We start from the raw sequence: 20,755 nt of genomic DNA on the forward strand, positions 1-20,755 counted from the left end.
CGTTCTCCTGACACTTGTCGGATTTCATTGACACGTGTCAAAACTAACGCCTAGCGTGCTCGTTGTGAAGAAGCCAGCGAAGACAACGGCGATCATCGGCGCAGGCATCAGCGGTCTGACCACCGGGAAGATGCTCGGGGACTACGGGCTCCCCTACACCTGCTTCGAGAGCTCGGACCGGATCGGGGGCAACTGGGCGTTCGGCAACCCGAACGGGCACAGCAGCGCCTACCGCTCCCTGCACATCGACACCTCGAAGGAGCGGCTCTCGTTCCGCGACTTCCCGATGCCGCCGGAGTACCCGGACTTCCCGCACCACACCCAGATCAAGGACTACTTGGAGTCCTACGCCGAGGCGTTCGACCTCAAGGACAACATCGAGTTCGAGAACGGCGTGGTCAGCGCGAAGCGGGTTTCGACAGGCTCAACCAGCACCGCGTGGGAGATCCTCGACCAGGCGGGCACCACCCGGCACTTCGACCACCTCGTCGTCGCCAACGGCCACCACTGGGACCCGCGCTTCGCCGACTTCCCGGGCGAGTTCAGCGGCGTCTCGATCCACTCCCACCACTACATCGACCCGCGCACCCCGCTGGACTTCTTCGGCCAGCGGATCCTGGTCGTCGGCCTGGGCAACTCCGCGGCCGACATCGCGGTCGAGCTCTCCAGCAAGTCGCTGCAGACCAAGGTCACGCTCTCGAGCCGCTCCGGCGCGTGGATCGTGCCGAAGTACGTCGCCGGCAAGCCGGCCGACACGATGTACAAGACCACCCCGCACCTGCCGCTGGCCTGGCAGCGCAAGGTGATGCAGTGGGGCCAGGTCTTCAACGGCTCCAACGGCGCCCTGTACGGGCTGCCGGAGCCGAACCACAAGTTCTTCGAGGCGCACCCGACCCAGTCGGTCGAGCTGCCGCTGCGACTGGGTTCCGGCGACGTCGTCCCGAAGCCGAACGTGGCCCTGCTCGACGGGAGCACGGTGCACTTCACCGACGGCACCAGCGACGAGTTCGACGTGATCGTCTACGCCACCGGCTACAACATCACCTTCCCGTTCTTCGACCGCGACTTCCTGTCCGCACCGGACAACCACCTGCCGCTCTACAAGCGGATGTACAAGCCGGGGATGGAGGACCTGACCTTCATCGGCTTCGCGCAGAGCACGCCGACGCTGTTCCCCTTCGTCGAGAGCCAGGCCCGGCTCGCGGCCGCGCACCTCGTCGGCGCCTACGCCCTGCCGGGCGTCGAGGAGATGGAGCGGGTGATCGTCGAGGACGAGCAGAAGTACATCGGCCACGTGCTCAAGACCGCCCGGCACACCCAGCAGGTGGACTACTTCATCTACGAGCACGACATCCGTGCGCGGGAGATCCCGGCCGGGCGCAAGCGCGCGGCCGCGGCGGCCGGTCGATGACCACCGACCCCGGCGCCTGGAACCGGCTGGTCGACCGTCGCGGCTCGAACCGCGGCGACGCCCGCCGGGACGCGCTGCTGCAGGCGTTCGACGAGCTGCTCCGCGAGCAGTCGCTGGACCAGGTCAACGTCGCCGACATCTCCGAGCGCGCGGGGGTGACCCGGTCGGCGTTCTACTTCTACTTCGAGAACAAGCCGATCGCCGTGATGGCCCTGATGCAGGACCTCTACGACGCCGCCGCGGACGCGAACGAGCTGCTGGTCAAGGCCGAGGGCGAGCCGGAGGCGCGGATCCGCACCGCCATCACGCTGCTCTTCGACTCGGTCGACGCCAGCCCGCACACCTACCGCGCCCTGCTCGAGGCGCGTGCCTCCAGCCCGGCCGTCCGGGAGATGTGGGACGCCGGCCGGGCCGAGTTCGCCGGGGTGATCGCCGGGATGATCGAGACCGAGCGGGCCGCGGGCCGCGCCGTCGAGGGACCTCCGGCCGCTGCGCTGGCCTCGGTCCTCCTCGACCTCAACGACCACGCCGTCGAGCGGCACTCGCTGGGCTCCGGACCGCCGCGCACCGAGCACATCGACGCGATCACCTACCTCTGGCTCCACGCCCTCTACGCACCTGGGAGTACCGCATGACCCGGCAGGACCTGACCTTCACGTCGCCCGCGAACGGGCCGGGCACCACCTGCGCCGCCTGGCACTTCCCCGCCGCCGACGACCGGCTGGCGACCTCCGCCGGCCGCCCGGCCGTGGTGATGGCGCACGGCCTCGGCGGCACCAAGGACTCCGGACTGGAGCCGTTCGCCGAGGCGTTCGCCGCCGCCGGCCTGGACGTGCTGCTCTTCGACTACCGCGGCTTCGGCGCCAGCGAGGGCACCCCCCGCCAGACCGTCTCGCTCGCGGGGCAGATCGCCGACTACCAGGCGGCCGTGACCGCGGCGGGCTCCCTGCCCGGGGTCGACCGCAACCGGATCGTGCTCTGGGGCGTGTCCCTGGCGGGTGGCCACGTGCTGTCGGTGGCAGCCGGGCGCGCGGATGTCGCGGCCGTGATCGCCGTGGTCCCGATGGTCGACGGCCTGGCCGCCGCCGCGCACGCCACCAAGTCGCACACGCCTCTCGAGCTCGCGCGGGCCACCGGGCTCGGCATCGCCAGCAAGGTGGCCGCGGCCCGCGGGAAGGGCTCGCGGATGATGCCGGTCGTCGCCCGTCCCGGTGAGGTCGGAGCCCTGACCCTGCCGGGCGCGCTGGAGGACATGCTCAGCGTCGCCGGCCCGACGTGGCGCAACGAGATCGCCGCCGAGGTCAGCCTCGAGCTCGGCACCCGCGCGCCGGCGAAGGCCGCGAAGAACATCAGCTGCCCGGTGCTCATGCAGATCGCCGACTTCGACGCGAGCGCTCCCCCGCACGCCGCTGCCAAGGCCGCCTTCGCGGCCCAGGCCGAGGTCCGGCACTACCCCGGCGACCACTTCGACCTGTTCCCGGGCAAGCCGTTCCACGAGGCCGCCGTGAAGCACGCAGTGCGGTTCCTGGAACGGCACCTGGAGGTTTCGACGAGCTCAACCAGCACAGGGGCGGACTCGCCCAGTGTGCTGGTTGAGCCTGTCGAAACCGCCGCGCCCGAGAGCGAGGTCGTCGGTGGCTGAGACCGTCCAGCAGCTCGTCCGCGCCCTCGCGGACTCCCCCACCACCGGCCTCGCCTTCGAGACCAGCGCCTGGACCTGGGCCGAGACCGTCGGCGACGCCGCGGCCCGCGCCCACGTGCTGCGCGGCTGGGCAGCCCCCGACCGCCCCCTGCACGTCGGAGTGCTGCTGGAGAACACGCCGGAGATGATCCGGGCCCTGCTGGCCGGTGCCATCGGTGCGCATGTCACCGTCGGCATCAACGCGACCCGTCGGGGCGAGGCGCTCGCGGCCGACGTACGGCGTGCGGACTGCCAGGTGCTGCTCACCGATGCCGAGCACCTGCCGCTGCTCGCGGGCCTCGACCTCGGCGGCGCCCGGGTGGTGGACACCGACGGTGAGGAGTGGGCGGCGCTCACAGCTGCCGCCCCGCGCAGCACCGAGGGATTCGCCGAGGTCGGCGCCATGGACACGTTCATGCTGATCTTCACCTCGGGCACGAGCGGCGAGCCGAAGGCCGTGCAGGTCAGCAACTTCATGGTGGTGATGTCCGGCAGCGTCCTGGCCGACAAGTACGGGCTCACCCCCGACGACGTCTGCTACTGCGCGATGCCGCTGTTCCACTCCAACGCGATCATGGCGTCGCTGGCCCCGGCTCTGGTCGGCGGCTCGACGATCGCCCTGGCCCGCAAGTTCAGCGCGACCGGGTTCCTGACCGACGTACGTGCCTTCGGGGCGACCTACATGAACTACGTCGGCAAGCCGCTGGCATACGTGCTCGCCACCCCCGAGCTGCCCGACGACGCGGACAACCCGCTGCGCACCGCGTTCGGCAACGAGGCCTCGGACCGCGACATCGCCGACTTCGGGCGCCGGTTCGGCTGCACCGTCTGGGACGGCTTCGGCTCGACGGAGACCGCGGTGATCATCACCCGCACCGAGGACACCCCGCTCGGCTCGATCGGCCAGCCGTTCGACGGCGTCGCCGTCTACGACAAGGAGACCCGCACCGAGTGCCCGCGGGCGGTCTTCGACGCGAACGGCGCGGTGACCAACCTGGACGAGGCCGTCGGCGAGCTGGTCAACACCCAGGGTGCCGGGTTCTTCTCGGGCTACTACAACGACGAGAAGGCCACCTCGGACCGGCTCGACGGAGGCATGTACTGGTCGGGCGACCTCGCCTACCGGGACGAGGCCGGGTTCATCTTCCTGGCAGGCCGCACCGACGACTGGCTGCGCGTCGACGGGGAGAACCTCGCCGCAGCGCCGATCGAGGCGCTGCTGCTGCGGCACCCCGCGATCAGCCAGGCTGCCGTGTACGCCGTTCCGGACGCGAACGTGGGCGACCAGCTGATGGTGACCCTGGTGCTGCGCGACGGTGCGTCACTGGAACCCGCCGCCTTCGAGGCGTTCCTCGCCGAGCAGGCCGACCTCTCGCCGAAGGCCTGGCCGCGCTACGTGCGCCTCGCCGAGGAGGTCCCGACCACCGCGACGAACAAGGTCCTCAAGCGTGCGCTGCGCGCCGAGGGCACCAACACCGCGGACCCGCTGTGGGAGCGCGCGGAACGCGGCCGCAGCTACCGCGCCGTGGTCGTTGAGCTCGTCGAAACGCCGGAACACGCCCTCGGAGGTGCTTCATGAAGGTCGCCGTCACCGGCGCAGCCGGGTTCCTCGGCCTGAACGTCGTCACCGCACTGCTCGCCGAGGGCCACGACGTGCTCGCGATCGACCGGGTGCCGGCCACGATCCCGGCCGGAGCCCACGGCAGCGGGGTTCTCCGCTGGGCGTCGGTGGACGTGCTGGACGAGGAGGCGATGACCCGGGCCCTGCACGACACCGAGGTCGTCCACCACCTCGTCGCGGTGATCAGCCTGAAGCAGGAGGACCCGCTGGCCGAGCGCGTGAACGTGCACGGCGTCGGTGCCGTGGCGCGCGCCGCGCACCGGGCCGGCGTCCGGCGGATGGTGAACTGCGGCTCGCTCGCCTCCTTCGACTACGAGAAGCACGGCACCGTGCACGAGGGCTCGAAGCGATCGACCCGCACGAGCCTGCCGGTCTACCACCGCTCCAAGTACTTCGGCGAGGTCGAGCTGCTCAAGGTCGTCGACGCCGGCCTGGACGCGCTGACCTGCAACCCCACCGGCATCTACGGACCGGTCGACCATCCCGACCGGCTCTCCCGGATGAACCAGATGATGCTGGACGCCGCCCTCGGCAAGCTGCCGGCCAGCGTGCCCGGGGAGTTCGACATGGTCGACGTCCGCGACGTCGCGCAGGGCTTCCTGCTCGCCGCCGAGAAGGGCCGTACCGGTCACAACTACCTGATCGGCGGGCACCGGCACGACCTCTTCGACGCGCAGGTGCAGGCCGCCCGGCTGAACGGCCAGCGCGGCCCGCGGATCCGGATCCCGGTCCAGCTGCTGCAGGCGCTCTCGCCGCTGATCAACCCGATCGCGCAGCAGTTCGGGTCCGAGTCGTTCGCACCGGCGGCGCTGGAGAACATCGCGATGAGCCCGGTGGTCGACCGCACCAAGGCGGGCGCCGAGCTCGGCTACGAACCGCGGCCGGTCGAGGAGACCATCTCCGACCTCGTCGCCTTCTTCGCCGCCGAGGGTCTGCTGCGGTGAGCAGCTTCCCCGAGCTCGGCTGCTACGGGCTGGCCGGGCACTCGGCCTCGCCGGCCGACGTGATCACCGAGGCCCGCCAGGCCGAGGAGCTCGGGCTGGGCTCGATGTTCCTCTCCGAGCGCTTCAACACCAAGGACGCCGGGGTGCTCGCCGGCGCGGTCGCCGCCGCCACCGCGACCCTCGGGATCGGCACCGCGGCGACCAACCACAACACCCGGCACCCGCTGGTCACCGCGACGATGGCGGTCACCGCGCACCGGATCTCCGGAGGTCGCTACGCCTTCGGGCTCGGTCGCGGCTTCGGGTTGCTCTTCGACCTGATGGGCGTGCCGAAGGTGACCGGCGCCCAGCTCGAGGACGCGGTCGGCATCTACCGGCGCTTGTGGCACGGCGAGGCGGTGGCGGGTCACGACGGCCCGGCCGGCACCTTCCCCTACCTGAACCAGGACTCCTCCTTCGACGAGGACATCCCGGTGCTGCTGATGGCGATCGGAGACAACACCCTCGAGCTCGCCGGCCGGATCGCCGACGGGGTCGTGCTGCACACCTTCTTCAGCGACGAGACCCTGGCGCGTGCCGTCGGCATCATCCGGGCCTCCGCCGAGAAGGCCGGACGCGATCCGTCCTCGGTGCGGATCTGGTCGGTGCTCGCCACGGTCCACGACGACCTTCCCGAGGAGCTGCGGCTGCGCAAGCTCGTCGGCCGGCTGGCGACCTACCTGCAGGGCTACGGCGCGGCACTGGTCGAGGCCAACGGCTGGGACCCCGCCGACCTGGAGGCCTTCCGCAGCCACCCGCAGGTGGTCGGCTACCCCGGCGCCTTCGACGCGATCGGCACCACGGACGAGCTGAACCGGCTGCGCGAGGAGGCGATCCCGGCGCACTGGCTGGCAGCGTCCGCGACCGGTACGCCGGAGCAGTGCGCCCGCCGGGTGCTCGACCAGTTCGACGCCGGGGCCGACTCGGTGATCCTGCACGGCGCGACGCCGACCGAGCTCGCCCCGGTCGTCGAGGCCTGGAAGGCGATCCGTCCCGCGGGCCGCTTCGACCACCTGCCCGCCAACCCGGGTCGCGCATGGAGCTGACCACCGCCTGGCTGACCCACGCCCTCGGCGCCGAGGTCACCGGCTTCACCTCCGAACCCGTCGGCACCGGCCAGATGGGGTCGTGCTTCCGGATCGTGCTCGAGGGCGGGGCCGAGCTGCCGCCCACCGTGCTGCTCAAGCTGCCTGCCGCCGATCCGGGCACCCGCGCGATGGTCGCCGGCGCGTACCGGTCCGAGGTGCGCTTCTACACCGAGCTCGCGAGCACCGTCGCCGCGCGGGTGCCGACCTGCCACTTCACCACCGAGGTCACCGAGGACGGCGACTTCGCGATGCTGCTGGAGGACCTCGCACCGGCCGAGCAGGGCGACCAGATCGCCGGGTGCACGCCGGAGCAGGCGCGTGCCGCCGCGGTGAACCTGGCGGGTCTGCACGGTCCGCGCTGGTGCGACCCCTCGCTCCTCGAGGTCGAGGGTCTGACCCTCAACGGTCCCGAGGACGCGGCACTGCTCGCCTCGGTCTACGGCCCGGCGACCGACACGTTCCTGGAGCAGCTCGGCGAGGCGGTGTCCGCGGAGACGGCCGAGGTGCTGCGCGGCTGCGTCGAGGTGGCCGAGACGTGGAGCCTGGCCCGCCAGGAGCGGTTCGGCCTGGTGCACGGCGACTACCGGCTCGACAACCTGCTGTTCCGCAGCGACGACCCGGACGCGGTCTGGGCGATCGACTGGCAGACCCTCAGCCTCGGCCTGCCGGTGCGCGATCTGGCCTACCTGCTCGGCACCGGGCTCTCGGTCGAGGACCGGCGCGTCCACGAGCGCGACCTGGTGGCGGCGTACCACCAGGCCCTGATCAGCCACGGCGTCACCGGCTACCCGCTCGAGACCTGCTGGGAGGACTACCGGTTCGCCCTGCTCCAAGGGCCGCTGGTCAGCGTCTTCGGCTGCGCGTACGGCGCCCGGTCCGAGCGCGGCGACGCGATGTTCGCGGCGATGGTCGCGCGCTCCTGCGCCGCGATGCGCGAGCATGGCACCCTCGAGCTCGTCGCACCGCAGTCCGAGCAGCACTGATCAGGGGGAACTCATGAAGGTCGCCGTCACCGGTGCTGCCGGCTTCCTCGGGCTCAATCTCCTGGCCGCGCTCCTCGACGCCGGGCACGACGTGCTGGCCCTCGACCGGGCGCCGGCCACGATCCCCGCGGGCGCGCACGGGGACGGGCTGCTGCGCTGGGCCGCGGTCGACATCCTCGACGAGGACGCGGTCGTCGCCGCGCTCGACGACATCGAGGTCGTCTACCACCTGGTGGCGCTGATCAGCCTGCGCCAGGAGGACCCGGCGACCTGGCGGGTGAACACCGAGGGCGTCGCATGCGTCGCGCGAGCCGCCCTGCGGGCCGGCGTACGGCGCGTGGTGCACTGCGGCTCGCTGGCCTCGTTCGACTACTACTCCGACATCATCGTGCACGAGGGCACCGCGCGAGCGACCGCTGCGCACCTGCCCGTCTACCACCGCTCGAAGTACCAGGGCGAGGTCGAGCTGCTCAAGGTCGTCGACGACGGCCTGGACGCGGTGATCTGCAACCCGACCGGGATCTACGGGCCGCGCGACCACGCCGGCCGGTTGAGCCGGATGAACCAGGGCATCCTCGACTCGGCCGCCGGACGGCTCCCCGCCAGCGTGCGCGGCTACTTCGACATGGTCGATGTCCGCGACGTGGCGGCCGGGTTCCTGCTCGCCGCCGAGCACGGCCGCAGCGGCCACAACTACCTGCTCGGCGGGCACCGGCACGCGCTGGTCGACGTGCAGATCATGGCCGCCCGGTTGGTGGGTCGGTCCGGCCCCCGCTTCGAGATGCCGCTCAAGGCGCTGAAGCGGATCGCGCCGGTCCTCGACCCGATCGCCCGTCGCTTCGGGTCGGACTCGTTCGGACCCGGGACGATCGAGGCGATCGCGCTGAGCCCGATCGTGAACCACGCCAAGGCGACCACCGAGCTCGGCTACGCACCGCGCCCGCTGGAGGAGACTCTGGGCGACCTGGTCGACTTCTTCGTCGCCGAGGGACTGCTGACGCCGAGGAGGCGCCGATGAAGCTCGACGTCCAGCTCGACGCCCGCCCCGACCAGGCGGCCACGCGAGCCCAGGAGCTGCTGGCGGCGGGCGTCGACGGCTTGTTCACGTTCGAGGGACCGCACGACGTCTTCCTGCCGCTGATCGTGGCGGCCGGCGCCTCTGAGGTACCGGCCACCGACCTGATGACCAACGTCGCCATCGCGCTGCCGCGCAGCCCGATGCACCTGGCGAACCTCGCCTACGACCTGCACCTGCTCAGCGGCGGCCGGTTCCGGCTCGGGCTGGGATCGCAGATCAAGCCGCACATCGAGAACCGCTACGGCAGCGCGTGGAGCCGACCCGCAGCACGGATGCGCGAGACGGTGCTGGCGGTGAAGGCGATCCTCTCCTCGTGGCAGGACGGCACCCGGCTCGACTTCCGCGGCGAGTTCACCAAGCACACCCTGATGCCCCCGACGTTCGTCCCCGGCCCCAACCCGTACGGCGTCCCGCCGGTCCTGCTCGGCGCGCTGGGCCCGGTGATGACCCGGACCGCGGCCGAGGTCGCGGACGGTCTGCTGGTGATGCCGTTCCACAGCGTCCGGCACTTCCGCGAGCGGACCCTGCCCGCGGTCGAGGAAGGCCTGTCGCTGGCCGGGCGTGCTCCGCTCGCCGACCGGAGCTTCGACCTCTACCCGCAGGCGATCGTCGCGATGGGCAACACGCCCGAGGAGATCGAGGCGGCCAGCGTCGGCGTCCGGTTCCTGCTGGCGTTCTACGGCTCCACCCCGGCGTACAAGCCCGTCCTCGACGTCGAGGGCTGGGGCGACCTGCAGCCCGAGCTGAACGCCCTGTCGAAGACCGGCGACATCATGGCGATGGTCGACCTGATCGACGACGACGTGCTGCGCACCCTGGCCGTGGTCGGCACCCCTGCGGAGGCCGCGGCCGAGATCACGGCACGGTTCGGCGACGTGGCCGACCGGATCTGCGCCTACTTCCCGGGCTCGAGCCACCCGGCGGAGACGATCCGCGCCCTCGGCGACGCCCTCCGGGAGGGATAGTCCCTAGCGAACTGGCTGCTCTACCCGCGGAGAGTGGTGCTGATCGCTCGGGACTATCGAGGCCACGAGCGCCAGCCCTCCGGCGACGATCGCGATCGCCTCGGAGGCTGCGGCAGTCCAGACGTAGCCGCCTGCCCACTGCTCGTGATCGCCGAAGAGCCCGACGGTCGCGGCGATGGTGAAGGCGCCGATCGTCGAGATGCCGAAGCCGACCGCCAACAGCGGCGGGACCCAGTGCTGCCAGGTGAGCAGCAGCACGGCGATGGCGATGCCACCGATCGCGTTGAGCAGGAACGGCGGGCCGACGTTCTCGTGCCGGACCCCGTCGAACCACATCTTCAGGTGCAGGAGCGCCGAGACCGTGACAGCGGCGGCTGCGACCAAGCGTGCGTACATGGGTTTCTCCGTTCGTCATCCGGAGACACGAACGGAGTCAGCTCCAGGTTCAGACCGGCAGGTTCAGACCGGCACCGCGAGCGTGGTGGTCTCCAGCCGCCCGCGCAGCAGGATCGGCTCGAGCAGCTTCCACCGGGCCTTCTCGCCGTCGGCGGCCTTGTCGACGATGCGCTGCGACGCGACGACCCGTTCCGGGCGCTCCTTGGCCTGCTCGGTCAGGCGGGCGGCCTCGTTCACCGGGTCGCCGATGACGGTGTACTCCAGCCGCTCGGTCGACCCGATGTTGCCGGCGATCACCAGCCCGTGCGAGACCCCGATGCCGGCGTCCAGCTCGGGCACCGCCTCCTTGAGCCGGGCCGCCATCGTGCGCGCCGCGGCCAGTGCCGAGGCCGCCGGGTCGTCGAGCTCGAGCGGGGCGCCGAAGATGCAGAGAGCAGCGTCGCCCTCGAACTTGTTCACCAGTCCCCCGTGCTCGGAGACGACCGAGACCACGACCTCGAAGAACCGGTTCAGCGCCGCGACCACCTCGGCGGCCGGGTGGGTGGCGGCGTACCGGGTGCTGCCGATGACGTCGACGAACAGCGCCGCCGCCTCGCGCTCCTCGCCGCCGAGCTCGACACCCTGGGAGAGGGCGAGCCGCGCGACGTCCTCACCGACGTGCCGGCCGAACAGGTCGCGCAGCTGCTCCCGCTCGCGGAGCGCGTGCACCATCTTGTTGACGCCGGTCTGCAGCTGCCCGATCTCGCCGGCGTCGTCGACGATCACCGAGACGTTCAGGTCGCCGTTCTCGATCGCGGCCAACGCCTCGGTCAGCCCGCCCAGCGGTTCCCCGACGGACTTGGCGAACAGCACGGTCGCGAACAGGCCGGTGAGCAGCGCACCGAGCCCGATCACCAGGCCGCTCGCGGAGAGCTGGCTGAGCGAGACCCCGGACTCGCCGGCGAACGCGACCATCCCGATCAGGCCGACCATCGGCACCGCGGTGGTCAGCGTGTAGATGAAGACCGCCTTCTGTCCCACGCCCGCGGTGCTCCCCTGCTGCGGCGGTGAGAGCTCGAGGACCCGGGTGATCGCGGACTTGAACAGCCGCATGCAGAGCAGGTACGTCGTCGCGGCCGTCGCGAGGCCCGAGATGATCACGGTCGTCGAGAGCTGGAGCGCGTACATCGCGCCGACGTCGATGTTCGCGTAGAAGAACACGATGCAGGAGACGATCCAGATCACGACCTGCATCCAGAACAGCCACCACGGCAGGTTGAGGGTGAGCTCGCGCTCCTCCTCGTCGGGCGCCATCCCGCGCACCGTCCAGTCGAGCGCCTTGTGGGTCCGCGGTGCACCGACCACGCCGAGCACCAGCCAGCTGAGCACCATCAGCACCAGGCCGAGGACGACGTTGGGGAAGACGATGTCGTGGGTGGCGTACTTGGCCGGGAACGGCAGCACCACCAGGTAGTCGACGAACAGCACCATCGCGCCGATGAAGTTCGCGAACCAGACCAGCCCGATCACCTGGTACGGGCGCACGCCACGGATGTCCGGGCCGTGCAGTCCGTAGGCGGTCAGGTGTCGCATGCCCGAATCGTGACGGGCGTACGTCAGCCTGGCAACCGGTCGAGCAGCTGGCGGGTGATTCGTGCCGTTGCGCCCCAGATCAGGTGGCCGTCGACGGTGTAGGTGTCGGTGCGCACCGGGACGCCCTTGGACCAGAGCCGCTCGAACCGGTGCCCCGCCCGTACGTCGACCAGCGGCAGCTCGAGCACGGCCGCGACCTCGACCGGGTGCGGCGTCCAGGTGGAGCCGGCGGGGATCCGCCCGACGAACGGGAAGACCCGGAATCCGCTGACGAAGGTGCCGATCGGGTCGAGCTCGTCGACGATCTCCACGGAGTCGCGCGGCAGTCCGATCTCCTCCTCGGCCTCGCGCAGAGCCGTCTGGAGCAAGGTCTCCCCCGGGTCCTGACGACCGCCCGGGAAGGAGATCTCGCCGGCGTGCTTGCGCAGGTCGGCGCTGCGCTCGGTGTAGACGATCACCGGACCGCGGTCGCCCTCGAAGATCGGGATGAGGACGGCAGCGTCGACCTGCCCGTTGGCCATCAGCTCGGGCGGTTCTGCTTGTGGTCCCCGAACGGCTCGTCACGTTCGCGCACGGCCTCGCGGAACCCGGCCTCCATCGCCCGCTGGGCGAACCCGTAGCCCTCGGGCGTGTGCCGGGAGATGCCGTCGAAGACGGTGCTCACCATCCCGCTAGTCGCCACCCCCTGGGCGAGCAGCGCGGAGTTGAGCGCGAGCTTGACCATGATCAGCTGGTTGAGGGGCATCGCCGCGATCCGCGCGACCAGGGCCTCGGTGCGGGCGTCGAGCTCGTCGGCGGGGCAGGACTCGATCGCCAGGCCCCACTCCTCGGCCTGCTTGCCGGTCAGGCAGTCACCGGTCAGCAGCAACCGCTTGGCGCGCTGGTCGCCGAGCCGGTGCGCCCAGAGGCCGGTCGCCGGAACACCCCAGACGCGGGTCGGCGGGTAGCCGATCTTGGTGTCGTCCGCGCAGATGATCTGGTCGCAGTGCAGTGCGATGTCGGTCCCGCCCGCGACCGCGAAGCCGTGCAGCTTGGCGACCGTCGGCTTGTTGGCGTGCAGCAGGCTCGCGAAGCCCCGGTTGAAGCGGCTCATCATCTGGTAGTCGACCATCGGGTCCCAGGTCCGGCCCGGGTCGTGGTTCTCCAGCTGCGTGGTCGGGTCGAGGACCGTGCCGGTGCGCGGGTCCGCACTGCCGTCCTCGGAGCTCCGCTCGGCGAAGATCGACAGGTCGTAGCCGCCGCAGAAACCCTTGCCGCGCCCGCTGAGCAGGATCACGTGCACCGCCGGGTCGACGTCGGCCCGCTCCACCGCGTGCGCGAGGTCGAGCGGGGTGTCCGCGGTGATCGCGTTGCCGTGCTCGGGTCGGTTGAAGGTGATCCGGGCGATCCGGTCGTCGACCTCGTAGGTCAGCGTGCGGTACTCGCTCAAGTCAGGCGCCTTCAGGCAGTGCGCGGTCCAGGATCGCGCCCACGTCGGTGCCCGCCGGCAGCGTGCCGAACGCGAGGCCGCCCTGACCGTCGAGGCGGGTCGCGCAGAATGCGTCCGCGACCGCGGACGGCGCGTGGCGGACCAGCAGCGATCCTTGCAGCACCAGCGCCATCTGCTCGACCAGGCCGCGGGCCCGGAACTCGATCTCCTCGGCCCCGGAACGACTCGGCGCGAGGGCCTCGCCGATCCGGGCTGCGGCTGCGTCGAGGCGGGCATCGGCACCGGCCGACAGCGCGAGCTCGGCCATCAGTGCGTCGAGCGACTCGGGCTCACGGCCGAGGGCGCGCAGCACGTCGAGGGCGTTGACGTTGCCCGAGCCCTCCCAGATCGAGTTCAGGGGCGCCTCCCGGTACAGGCGCGGCATCCCGGAGTCCTCGACGTAGCCGTTGCCGCCGAAGCACTCCATCGCCTCAGCGGTGAACGCGGCTCCGCGCTTGGTGACCCAGTACTTGCCGATCGCGGTGGCGATCCGACGGAAGGCCTGCTCGCCCTCGTCGCCGCGGATCGCCCGGTCAGCGGCACCGGCCAGGCGCAGCGCCAGGGTGGTCGCGGCCTCCGACTCGACCGCCAGGTCCGCGACGACGTTGCGCATCAGCGGCTGGTCGATCAGCGTCTTGCCGAACGCAGCGCGGTTCTTGACGTGGTGCCCGGCCTCGACCAGCGCCTTGCGCATCATCCCGGCCGAACCGGTGACGCAGTCGAGGCGGGTGCAGCTGACCATCTCGATGATGGTCTTCACGCCGCGCCCCTCCTCGCCGACGAGCCAGGCGACGGTGCCGTCGAACTCCGGCTCCGAGGAGGCGTTCGAGCGGTTGCCGAGCTTGTCCTTGAGCCGGACGATCCGGAAGGTGTTGCGGGAGCCGTCGGGGAGGATCCGCGGAACCAGGAAGCACGACAGTCCGCCGGGAGCCTGGGCGAGCACCAGGAACAGGTCGCACATCGGTGCCGAGGTGAACCACTTGTGCCCGGTCAGCGTGTAGACGCCGGGCTCGGCAGTCGGCACCGCGACGGTGGAGTTGGTGCGCACGTCCGAGCCGCCCTGCTTCTCGGTCATGCCCATGCCGGCGAGCAGCCCACGCTTGGTCGTCGGGACCCGCAGGCCCGGGTCGTAGACGCGGCTGGTGAGCAGCGGCTCGTACGTCGCGGCCAGGTCGGGCTGGTGGCGCAGCGCCGGGATGACGGCGTACGTCATCGTGATCGGGCAGCCGTGCCCGGCCTCGGTGTGCTGCCAGGCCAGCCCACCGGCCGTGCGGGCGACGTGGGCACCGGGACGCGGGTCGGCCCACGGGGCGCCGGCGCCGCCCTCGGCGACCGAGACCCGCATGAGGTTGTGCCAGGACGGGTGGAACTCGACCTCGTCGATCCGGTTGCCGTACCGGTCGACGGTCCGCAGCTCCGGCTCGAAGCGGTTGGCCTCCTCGGCCCACCGCTGCGCCTCCTCGCTGCCGGCCAGCAGGCCGAGACGACGGACGTCGGCCTCGGCCCAGCCCGCCCCCTCGCGGTGCAAGCCCTCGAGCAGCGCGGCGTCGGCCCCGGCGTCGTACGGGGCGTGCGGCGGCGGCTGGTTCGTGACGTCGTGCGTGGCGTACTGGTCAGCCGTCGGCTCGAGACTCGTCGTCATGCCATCAGTATTACTGAATCCGAACAACTGTTTCAAGAGTGTAAGGTGTCCCCCGTGGAGGAGGCCCGTTGAGACCGCTGAGTGCACGCTCGGTCGTGCTGTCGCTGCTGCTCGGCGCGCACCCGCCCGAGCTCCCGGTCAGTGCGCTGGTGGACGCCGGTGAGATGTTCGGGATCTCCGACTCCACACTGCGGGTCGCGCTGACCCGGATGGTCGCGAACGGCGACCTGGACCGCACCGACGGCAGCTACCGGCTCAGCCCCAGGATGCTCGAGCGCCAGCGCAAGCAGGACGCCGCGCTCGATCCCGCCGGCCGCTGGGACGGCACCTGGGAGACGGTGGTGGTGACCTCGGTCGGCCGCAGTGCGAGCGACCGCGCCGAGCTGCGCGCCCAGCTCTCCGAGCTCCGGTTGGCCGAGCTGCGCGAAGGCGTGTGGCTGCGTCCGGCCAACCTCGCCCGTCCCCTGCCCGGGTGGCCGGCGGACCTGATCACCACGTTCTTCGGGACGCCGAGCGAGGACCCGAGGGCGCTGGCCCGACGGCTCTGGGACCTCGACGCCTGGAACCTGGACGGTCGGCACCTGCTCGGCGACATCGCCGCGGCCCGGACCAACGCCGAGCGGCTCACCGTCGCCGCCGCCGTCGTCCGGCACCTGCGCCGGGACCCTGCACTCCCCGGCGACCTGCTGCCCGCCGACTGGGTGGCGCCGAAGCTGCGGGCCGCGTACGCCGCCTACCAGCAGGAGCTGATCGAGTCGGGCATGCAGCTGGTGGTCAGCTCGTCGTCCTGAACGACCGCAGCCGCAGGCTGTTGCCGACCACGAAGACCGAGGACAGCGCCATCGCACCGCCGGCGATCATCGGGTTCAGCAGGCCGGCCGCCGCGAGCGGGAGCCCGGCGACGTTGTAGGCGAAGGCCCAGAACAGGTTGCCGCGGATGATGCCGAGCGTCCGCCGGGAGAGCCGGATCGCGTCAACCGCCACCAGCAGGTCGTCGCGCACCAGCGTGAGGTCGCTGGCCTCGATCGCCACGTCGGAGCCGGTGCCCATCGCGATGCCGAGGTCGGCCTGGGCGAGCGCGGCGGCGTCGTTGACCCCGTCCCCGACCATGGCGACCACGTCGCCCTCGGACTGGAGGCGTCGAACGACGTCGACCTTGTCGGCCGGGAGGACCTCGGCCACCACGTCCTCGATCCCCACCGCGGTCGCGATGCTCGTGGCGACGCTGCGGTTGTCGCCGGTCAGCAGCACCGGCCGCAGGCCCAGTCCCTTCAGCCGCGCGACCGCCTCCGCGGACGTCGGGCGAGGTTCGTCGGCGACCACGATACTGCCGACCGTCTCACCGTCGCAGACGACGTCGACGGTGGTGCCGGCGGCGGCCGTCGCGGCTCGGCGGACCTCGATGCGATGCCCCCCGACCGTCGCGGTGACTCCGACCCCGGGCGTGCTGGCGAACTCGGTCGCGGGCGGCACCTCGCCCGCAGCCGCGACGATCGCCTTCGCGATCGGGTGCTCGGAGCCCGACTCGGCGGCGCCGGCCAATCGCAACGTCTCGTCGCTGGTGAACTGCTGGACCGTCATCCGGCCGGTGGTCACGGTGCCGGTCTTGTCGAGGACGACGACGTTCGCCCGCCGGGTCTGCTCCAGCACTTCGGGCCCCTTGATCAGGATGCCGAGCTGGGCGCCGCGCCCGGTGCCGACCATCAGGGCGGTGGGCGTGGCCAGGCCCAGCGCGCACGGGCAGGCGATGATCAGCACGGCGACGGCCGCGGTGAACGCATCGGTCGCCGACTGCCCCGCGAGCAGCCAGCCGAGCAGCGTGGCGATCGCGAGGGCGATGACGACCGGGACGAACACCGCCGAGATGCGGTCGGCCAGCCGCTGCACCGGCGCCTTGCCGAACTGCGCCTGCTCGACGAGACGGGCCATCTGCGCGAGCTGGGTGTCGGCGCCGACCCGGGTCGCCCGGACGACCAGGCGACCGCCGGCATTGATGCAGCCACCGACCACGTCGTCGCCGGGACCGACCTCGACCGGGACGGGCTCGCCGGTGAGCAGGGAGGCGTCGACGGCCGAGGCGCCCTCCTCGACGACGCCGTCGGTCGCCAGCTTCTCCCCCGGACGCACGACGAACAGGTCGCCGACCCGGAGCCCGGCCACCTCGATCCGGGTCTCCACGCCGTCCCTGAGCACCGCGACGTCCTTGGCTCCGAGCTCGAGCAGCGCTCGCAGCGCATCGCCCGAGCGGCTCTTGGCGCGCGCCTCCAGGAAGCGACCGGCGAGCAGGAACGTGGTCACGACCGCCGCGGCCTCGAGGTAGAGCTCGCCGCCCCCGACCAGGGACACCACGGACCACCCGTACGCCGCCAGCGTGCCGAGCGAGACCAGGGTGTCCATCGTGGTGGCTCCGTGGCGCAGGTTCGTCCAGGCCGCGCGGTGGAAGCCCGCGCCGCCCCAGAACACCACCGGGGTGGCCAGCACCAGCGAGATCCAGCGCCAGCCGTCGACGTGCCAGGCCATGCCGAGGACGACCACCGGCACCGTGAGCAGCGCCGAGACGAGCAGCCGGGTACGCCCGTCGTCGCCCGTGGCGCGCGGCTCGCCGGCCGGCAGGGACGCCCCGTACCCGGCAGCCTCGACGGTCGCGACCAGGTCGGCCGGGGTGAGGGTGTCCGGGAACGCGACGTGGGCCTTCTCGGTCGCGAAGTTCACCGTGGCCGCGACGCCGTCGAGCTTGTTCAGCTTGCGCTCGATCCGGTTCGCACAGGAGGCGCACGTCATCCCGGTGAGCTCGAGGTCGACCTCGGACGTCATGACGGGCCTCACGCCAGCTGGTAGCCGGCCTCCTCGACGGCGGCGCGCACGGTCGCCTCGTCGAGGGGCTCGGCACTGGTGACGGTGACCTCTCCGGTCTCCAGCACCACGTCGACGGCACTGATCCCGGGGACCTCGCTGAGCTCCTCGGTGACGGAGGCGACGCAGTGGCCGCAGGTCATCCCGGTGACGGTGTAGGTAGCGGTCGTCATGCCCTCCCCGTTCACGACCGCACCAGCCTGGCGATCGCGTCGGAGGCTTCCTTGAGCTTCTCCTCCGCCTCGGGGCCGCCGGCCCTCGCGGCCTCGAGGACGCAGTGCCCGAGGTGCTCGTCGAGCAGGCTGAGCGAGACCGCCTGCAGTGCCTTCGTCATCGCGGAGACCTGGGTGAGGATGTCGATGCAGTACTGCTCCTCCTCGACCATCCGCTGCAGACCGCGGGCCTGGCCCTCGATCCGGCGCAGCCGCTTGAGGTAGTCACCCTTGGTGTCGTGGGCGAGGTAGGAGTGCTGGTGCGTGCTCATGCTTCAACCATACCCCCCTGGGGTATGAATTCAAGCGGCGACCGCGTCCTCCAGCTCCTGCTTCGCCTTCGCCTTGGGGCCGGTCTTGCCGAGCGCCCGGCCGACCACGGTGACGATCCCGAAGGACAGCAGCGTGCACACCGCGCCGCCGAGCACGTCGAGACCGAAGTGGTTCGCGGTGGCGATCACGACCAGGGCTTGCAGGGTCGGGTACGCCACCGCGGCGATCTTCCACTTCTTCGAGCCGAAGCCCCACATCTGGATCCCGCACCACAGTGACCAGCCGAAGTGCAGCGACGGCATCGCGGCGTACTGGTTGGTGGCGTCACCCAGCCCGCGCGGCGCCGACGCGGCATCGCCCCACCAGCCGTACTGCGAGAACTGGCGCATGATGTCGATCGCGCCGTCACCCGAGAGCAGTCGAGGCGGGGCGACCGGGAAGTTCGCGTAGCTGACCAGCGCGATGGCGCAGGCGAGCACCAGGGCCCAGTAGCCGCGCCAGTACTTCCAGCCGCCCTTCTTGCGCGAGACCAGCAGCACCACCGGGGTGGCGACGTAGTGCATCAGCGCGTAGAAGTAGCAGGCCGCCACGGCCAGCACCGTGACGCCGGCGATCCAGTGGTTGATGCCGAGCTCGACCTTGTCGAAGAACCAGCCCTCGGCGTCGACGATGTGGCGCGCGTGGGTCTTGCCGGCGATCTCGTGGGCAGCGCCGCCGCCGGCGCGGACGAGGTTGTAGATGATCGCGAGGCCGACCAGGAACCCGATCTCGACCAGTCCGCGGACCGAGAACAGACGCCGGGAAGAGGGCGCAGCAGCAGCTGCTGCCCCCGAGGTCCCCGTGGTCTCGATGACGGCCATTGGATCAGACTCCCACTTCTTCGACCGTTGTGACGGCATTCTCGGCAGTCGAGGGACCACTTCCTCGCAGGGCAACCTCGCGGACGAACCACGCGATCACGAATCCGGCGACGGTCAGGGTCGAGGCGATCAGGAAGATCGAGTGCGTCCCGGTCGCCACGGCACCCCTGAAGGCGGAGACGAATTGTTCCGGTTGCCCCTTCAGCGCCGCGGGGGTCAGGCCCGAGACCTTGGAGCCGAGGTCGGCCTTCGCGCCGAACTTGTCGCTCAGCGAGCCGTTGAGCTGGTGGGTGTAGATCGCGCCCAGGGCCGCGACGCCGATCGAGCCACCGAGGGTCCGCACGAAGGTGAAGGTGCCGGTGCCGGCGCCCAGGTCGCGCACCGGGACGCTGTTCTGCGCCACCAGGTTCGTGGTCTGCATCAGGCAGCCGAGGCCGGCGCCGAGGACGACCATGAAGATCGCGGTGCGGCCGGTCGAGGTGCCGACGTCCATCGTGGAGAACAGGTACAGGCCGGCGCCGAGCAGCACCATGCCGACGACGAGGAACGCCTTGTACCGACCGGTGCGGCTGATGATCTGGCCGCCGCCGAGGGACAGCGCCATCACCGAGAGCATCATCGGCATCAGCAGCAGGCCGGAGTTCGTGGCCGACTGCCCCTGCACGAACTGCTGGAACTGCGGCAGGAAGGTGATCGTGCCGAACATCGCGAACCCGGCCACGAAGCCGAGTGCGGTGGACAGCCGGAAGTTGGAGTTCGAGAACAGGTGCAGGCCGATGACCGGCTCCTCGGCGCGGCGCTCGATGAGCAGGAAGACCACCAGGCCGACGGCCGCCACCGAGAACAACGAGACGATCTGCCAGGAGCCCCACGGGTACTCGGTGCCACCCCAGGTGATGCCCAGCACCAGCGCGACGATCCAGGTCGTCAGCACACCCGCGCCCCACCAGTCGATGACGACCTTGTTCAGCGGCCGGGTCTCGTGGGAGAGGTGCAGCGTCGACCAGATCACCATCAGCGCGAGCGCGCCGAGCGGGAGGTTCACGTAGAAGTTCCAGCGCCACGACATGTGGTCGGTGATGAACCCGCCGACCAGCGGCCCGCCGATCATCGCGACCGGCATCACGGCCATCATCACGCCGATGTACTTGCCACGCTCGCGCGGCGGGACCAGCATGCCGACCACGGACATGATGCCGACCAGGAGGCCGCCGGCACCCAGGCCCTGGAACGCGCGGAAGAGCACCAGCTCGGTCATGTTCTGCGAGAGGCCGCAGAGGGCGGAGCCGATCAGGAACAGCACGATCGAGGCCATGAACGTGTACTTGTGGCCGATCAGGTCCCCGAGCTTGCCCCACAGCGGCGTCGCCACCGCCGAGGCCAGGATGTAGCCGGTCACCACCCACGAGAGGTGGTTGAGCCCGCCGAGGTCGCCGACGATGGTCGGCAGCGCCGGCGCGACGATCATGTTGTCGAGCTGCGCCAGCAGCATCGCGACCACGAGGCCGCTCATCGCGGTGATGATCTGCCGGGGCGTGAGCGCCGCCTGGCCGTCTGCCGTGATGGTCGCCGGACCCGGATCCGGAACCTGCTCCGCCATGATCTCCTGCGCCCTCCGCCGTGTTCACCCGCCGCTTACCGATCGGTAAACTAATCTACTAACCGATCG

At 71.0% G+C, this 20,755-nt stretch carries 20 protein-coding genes; 10 read left to right on the forward strand and 10 right to left on the reverse strand.

From position 1 onward, the window contains the following. Window positions 1-64 precede the first annotated feature (64 nt). Genes EFL95_RS14510 through EFL95_RS14550 form a run of 9 tightly spaced genes read left to right on the forward strand, consistent with a single transcriptional unit; the run spans window position 65 to window position 9,810 of the window. The gene (locus EFL95_RS14510; protein ID WP_123234621.1) at window positions 65-1,411 is read left to right on the forward strand and encodes an NAD(P)-binding domain-containing protein; all 1,347 of its coding nucleotides are present in this window, start codon (window positions 65-67) and stop codon (window positions 1,409-1,411) included. Beyond that, window positions 1,408-2,046, forward strand: coding sequence for a TetR/AcrR family transcriptional regulator (locus tag EFL95_RS14515; protein WP_123234622.1), 639 nt, complete (start codon window positions 1,408-1,410; stop codon window positions 2,044-2,046). The genes EFL95_RS14510 and EFL95_RS14515 overlap by 4 nt, the downstream gene beginning before the upstream one ends. Beyond that, a complete protein-coding gene (locus EFL95_RS14520) occupies window positions 2,043-3,053 on the forward strand; it encodes an alpha/beta hydrolase (protein WP_123234623.1) in 1,011 nt (336 codons plus the stop codon). The genes EFL95_RS14515 and EFL95_RS14520 overlap by 4 nt, the downstream gene beginning before the upstream one ends. Then, a complete protein-coding gene (fadD1, locus tag EFL95_RS14525; protein ID WP_123234624.1) occupies window positions 3,046-4,671 on the forward strand; it encodes a fatty-acid--CoA ligase FadD1 in 1,626 nt (541 codons plus the stop codon). The genes EFL95_RS14520 and fadD1 overlap by 8 nt, the downstream gene beginning before the upstream one ends. Beyond that, entirely contained in the window at window positions 4,668-5,657 is a 990-nt protein-coding gene (locus EFL95_RS14530) for an NAD-dependent epimerase/dehydratase family protein (protein ID WP_123234625.1), read from the forward strand. The genes fadD1 and EFL95_RS14530 overlap by 4 nt, the downstream gene beginning before the upstream one ends. Further along, on the forward strand, window positions 5,654-6,742 hold the full coding sequence (locus EFL95_RS14535; RefSeq protein ID WP_123234626.1) for a TIGR03857 family LLM class F420-dependent oxidoreductase: 1,089 nt from the start codon (window positions 5,654-5,656) through the stop codon (window positions 6,740-6,742). Before EFL95_RS14530 ends, EFL95_RS14535 begins: the two co-directional genes overlap by 4 nt. Beyond that, the gene (locus EFL95_RS14540) at window positions 6,733-7,767 is read left to right on the forward strand and encodes a phosphotransferase family protein (protein ID WP_123234627.1); all 1,035 of its coding nucleotides are present in this window, start codon (window positions 6,733-6,735) and stop codon (window positions 7,765-7,767) included. Before EFL95_RS14535 ends, EFL95_RS14540 begins: the two co-directional genes overlap by 10 nt. A 13-nt stretch (window positions 7,768-7,780) precedes the next feature. Next, on the forward strand, window positions 7,781-8,785 hold the full coding sequence (locus EFL95_RS14545; RefSeq protein WP_123234628.1) for an NAD-dependent epimerase/dehydratase family protein: 1,005 nt from the start codon (window positions 7,781-7,783) through the stop codon (window positions 8,783-8,785). After that, a complete protein-coding gene (locus EFL95_RS14550; RefSeq protein ID WP_123234629.1) occupies window positions 8,782-9,810 on the forward strand; it encodes a TIGR03617 family F420-dependent LLM class oxidoreductase in 1,029 nt (342 codons plus the stop codon). The genes EFL95_RS14545 and EFL95_RS14550 overlap by 4 nt, the downstream gene beginning before the upstream one ends. 3 nt (window positions 9,811-9,813) lie before the next feature. On the opposite strand, the gene EFL95_RS14555 is transcribed toward EFL95_RS14550, so the two are convergent. The 5 genes from EFL95_RS14555 to EFL95_RS14575 all read right to left on the reverse strand — a co-directional run bounded on the left by EFL95_RS14555 (window position 9,814) and on the right by EFL95_RS14575 (window position 14,888). Continuing rightward, window positions 9,814-10,206, reverse strand: coding sequence for a hypothetical protein (locus EFL95_RS14555; protein WP_123234630.1), 393 nt, complete (start codon window positions 10,204-10,206; stop codon window positions 9,814-9,816). A gap of 63 nt (window positions 10,207-10,269) precedes the next feature. Then, the gene (locus EFL95_RS14560) at window positions 10,270-11,778 is read right to left on the reverse strand and encodes an adenylate/guanylate cyclase domain-containing protein (protein WP_123234631.1); all 1,509 of its coding nucleotides are present in this window, start codon (window positions 11,776-11,778) and stop codon (window positions 10,270-10,272) included. A 23-nt stretch (window positions 11,779-11,801) separates the two neighbouring features. Next, window positions 11,802-12,299 carry an NUDIX hydrolase gene (locus EFL95_RS14565; protein WP_123234632.1) on the reverse strand — a complete coding sequence of 166 codons (498 nt, stop codon included), beginning with the start codon at window positions 12,297-12,299 and terminating at the stop codon, window positions 11,802-11,804. Beyond that, complete coding sequence (locus tag EFL95_RS14570; protein ID WP_246004956.1) at window positions 12,299-13,207, reverse strand: crotonase/enoyl-CoA hydratase family protein; 909 nt, start codon at window positions 13,205-13,207, stop codon at window positions 12,299-12,301. Before EFL95_RS14570 ends, EFL95_RS14565 begins: the two co-directional genes overlap by 1 nt. A gap of 1 nt (window position 13,208) precedes the next feature. Next, window positions 13,209-14,888 carry an acyl-CoA dehydrogenase family protein gene (locus EFL95_RS14575; protein WP_123234633.1) on the reverse strand — a complete coding sequence of 560 codons (1,680 nt, stop codon included), beginning with the start codon at window positions 14,886-14,888 and terminating at the stop codon, window positions 13,209-13,211. 68 nt (window positions 14,889-14,956) lie between these two features. Between EFL95_RS14575 and EFL95_RS14580 the strand changes: the two genes are divergently transcribed. Then, window positions 14,957-15,679, forward strand: coding sequence for a PaaX family transcriptional regulator C-terminal domain-containing protein (locus tag EFL95_RS14580; protein WP_123234634.1), 723 nt, complete (start codon window positions 14,957-14,959; stop codon window positions 15,677-15,679). Here the strand turns inward: EFL95_RS14580 and EFL95_RS14585 are convergent. The 5 genes from EFL95_RS14585 to EFL95_RS14605 are packed head-to-tail and all read right to left on the reverse strand — an operon-like array spanning window position 15,663 to window position 20,686. Beyond that, window positions 15,663-17,702, reverse strand: coding sequence for a heavy metal translocating P-type ATPase (locus tag EFL95_RS14585; protein WP_123234635.1), 2,040 nt, complete (start codon window positions 17,700-17,702; stop codon window positions 15,663-15,665). The genes EFL95_RS14580 and EFL95_RS14585 overlap by 17 nt on opposite strands. Window positions 17,703-17,710: 8 nt before the next feature. After that, the gene (locus EFL95_RS14590; RefSeq protein WP_123234994.1) at window positions 17,711-17,914 is read right to left on the reverse strand and encodes a heavy-metal-associated domain-containing protein; all 204 of its coding nucleotides are present in this window, start codon (window positions 17,912-17,914) and stop codon (window positions 17,711-17,713) included. An 11-nt stretch (window positions 17,915-17,925) separates the two neighbouring features. Continuing rightward, on the reverse strand, window positions 17,926-18,225 hold the full coding sequence (locus EFL95_RS14595; RefSeq protein WP_123234636.1) for a metal-sensitive transcriptional regulator: 300 nt from the start codon (window positions 18,223-18,225) through the stop codon (window positions 17,926-17,928). Window positions 18,226-18,255: 30 nt separating this feature from the next. Next, a complete protein-coding gene (locus tag EFL95_RS14600; RefSeq protein ID WP_183407168.1) occupies window positions 18,256-19,086 on the reverse strand; it encodes a phosphatase PAP2 family protein in 831 nt (276 codons plus the stop codon). 4 nt (window positions 19,087-19,090) lie between these two features. Then, window positions 19,091-20,686: an MDR family MFS transporter gene (locus tag EFL95_RS14605; RefSeq protein ID WP_221176392.1), complete on the reverse strand. Its 1,596-nt coding sequence runs from the start codon at window positions 20,684-20,686 to the stop codon at window positions 19,091-19,093. Window positions 20,687-20,755 lie beyond the last annotated feature (69 nt).

Origin of the sequence: Nocardioides marmorisolisilvae (assembly GCF_003725775.1) — a bacterium.
Lineage (GTDB): Bacteria > Actinomycetota > Actinomycetes > Propionibacteriales > Nocardioidaceae > Marmoricola > Marmoricola marmorisolisilvae.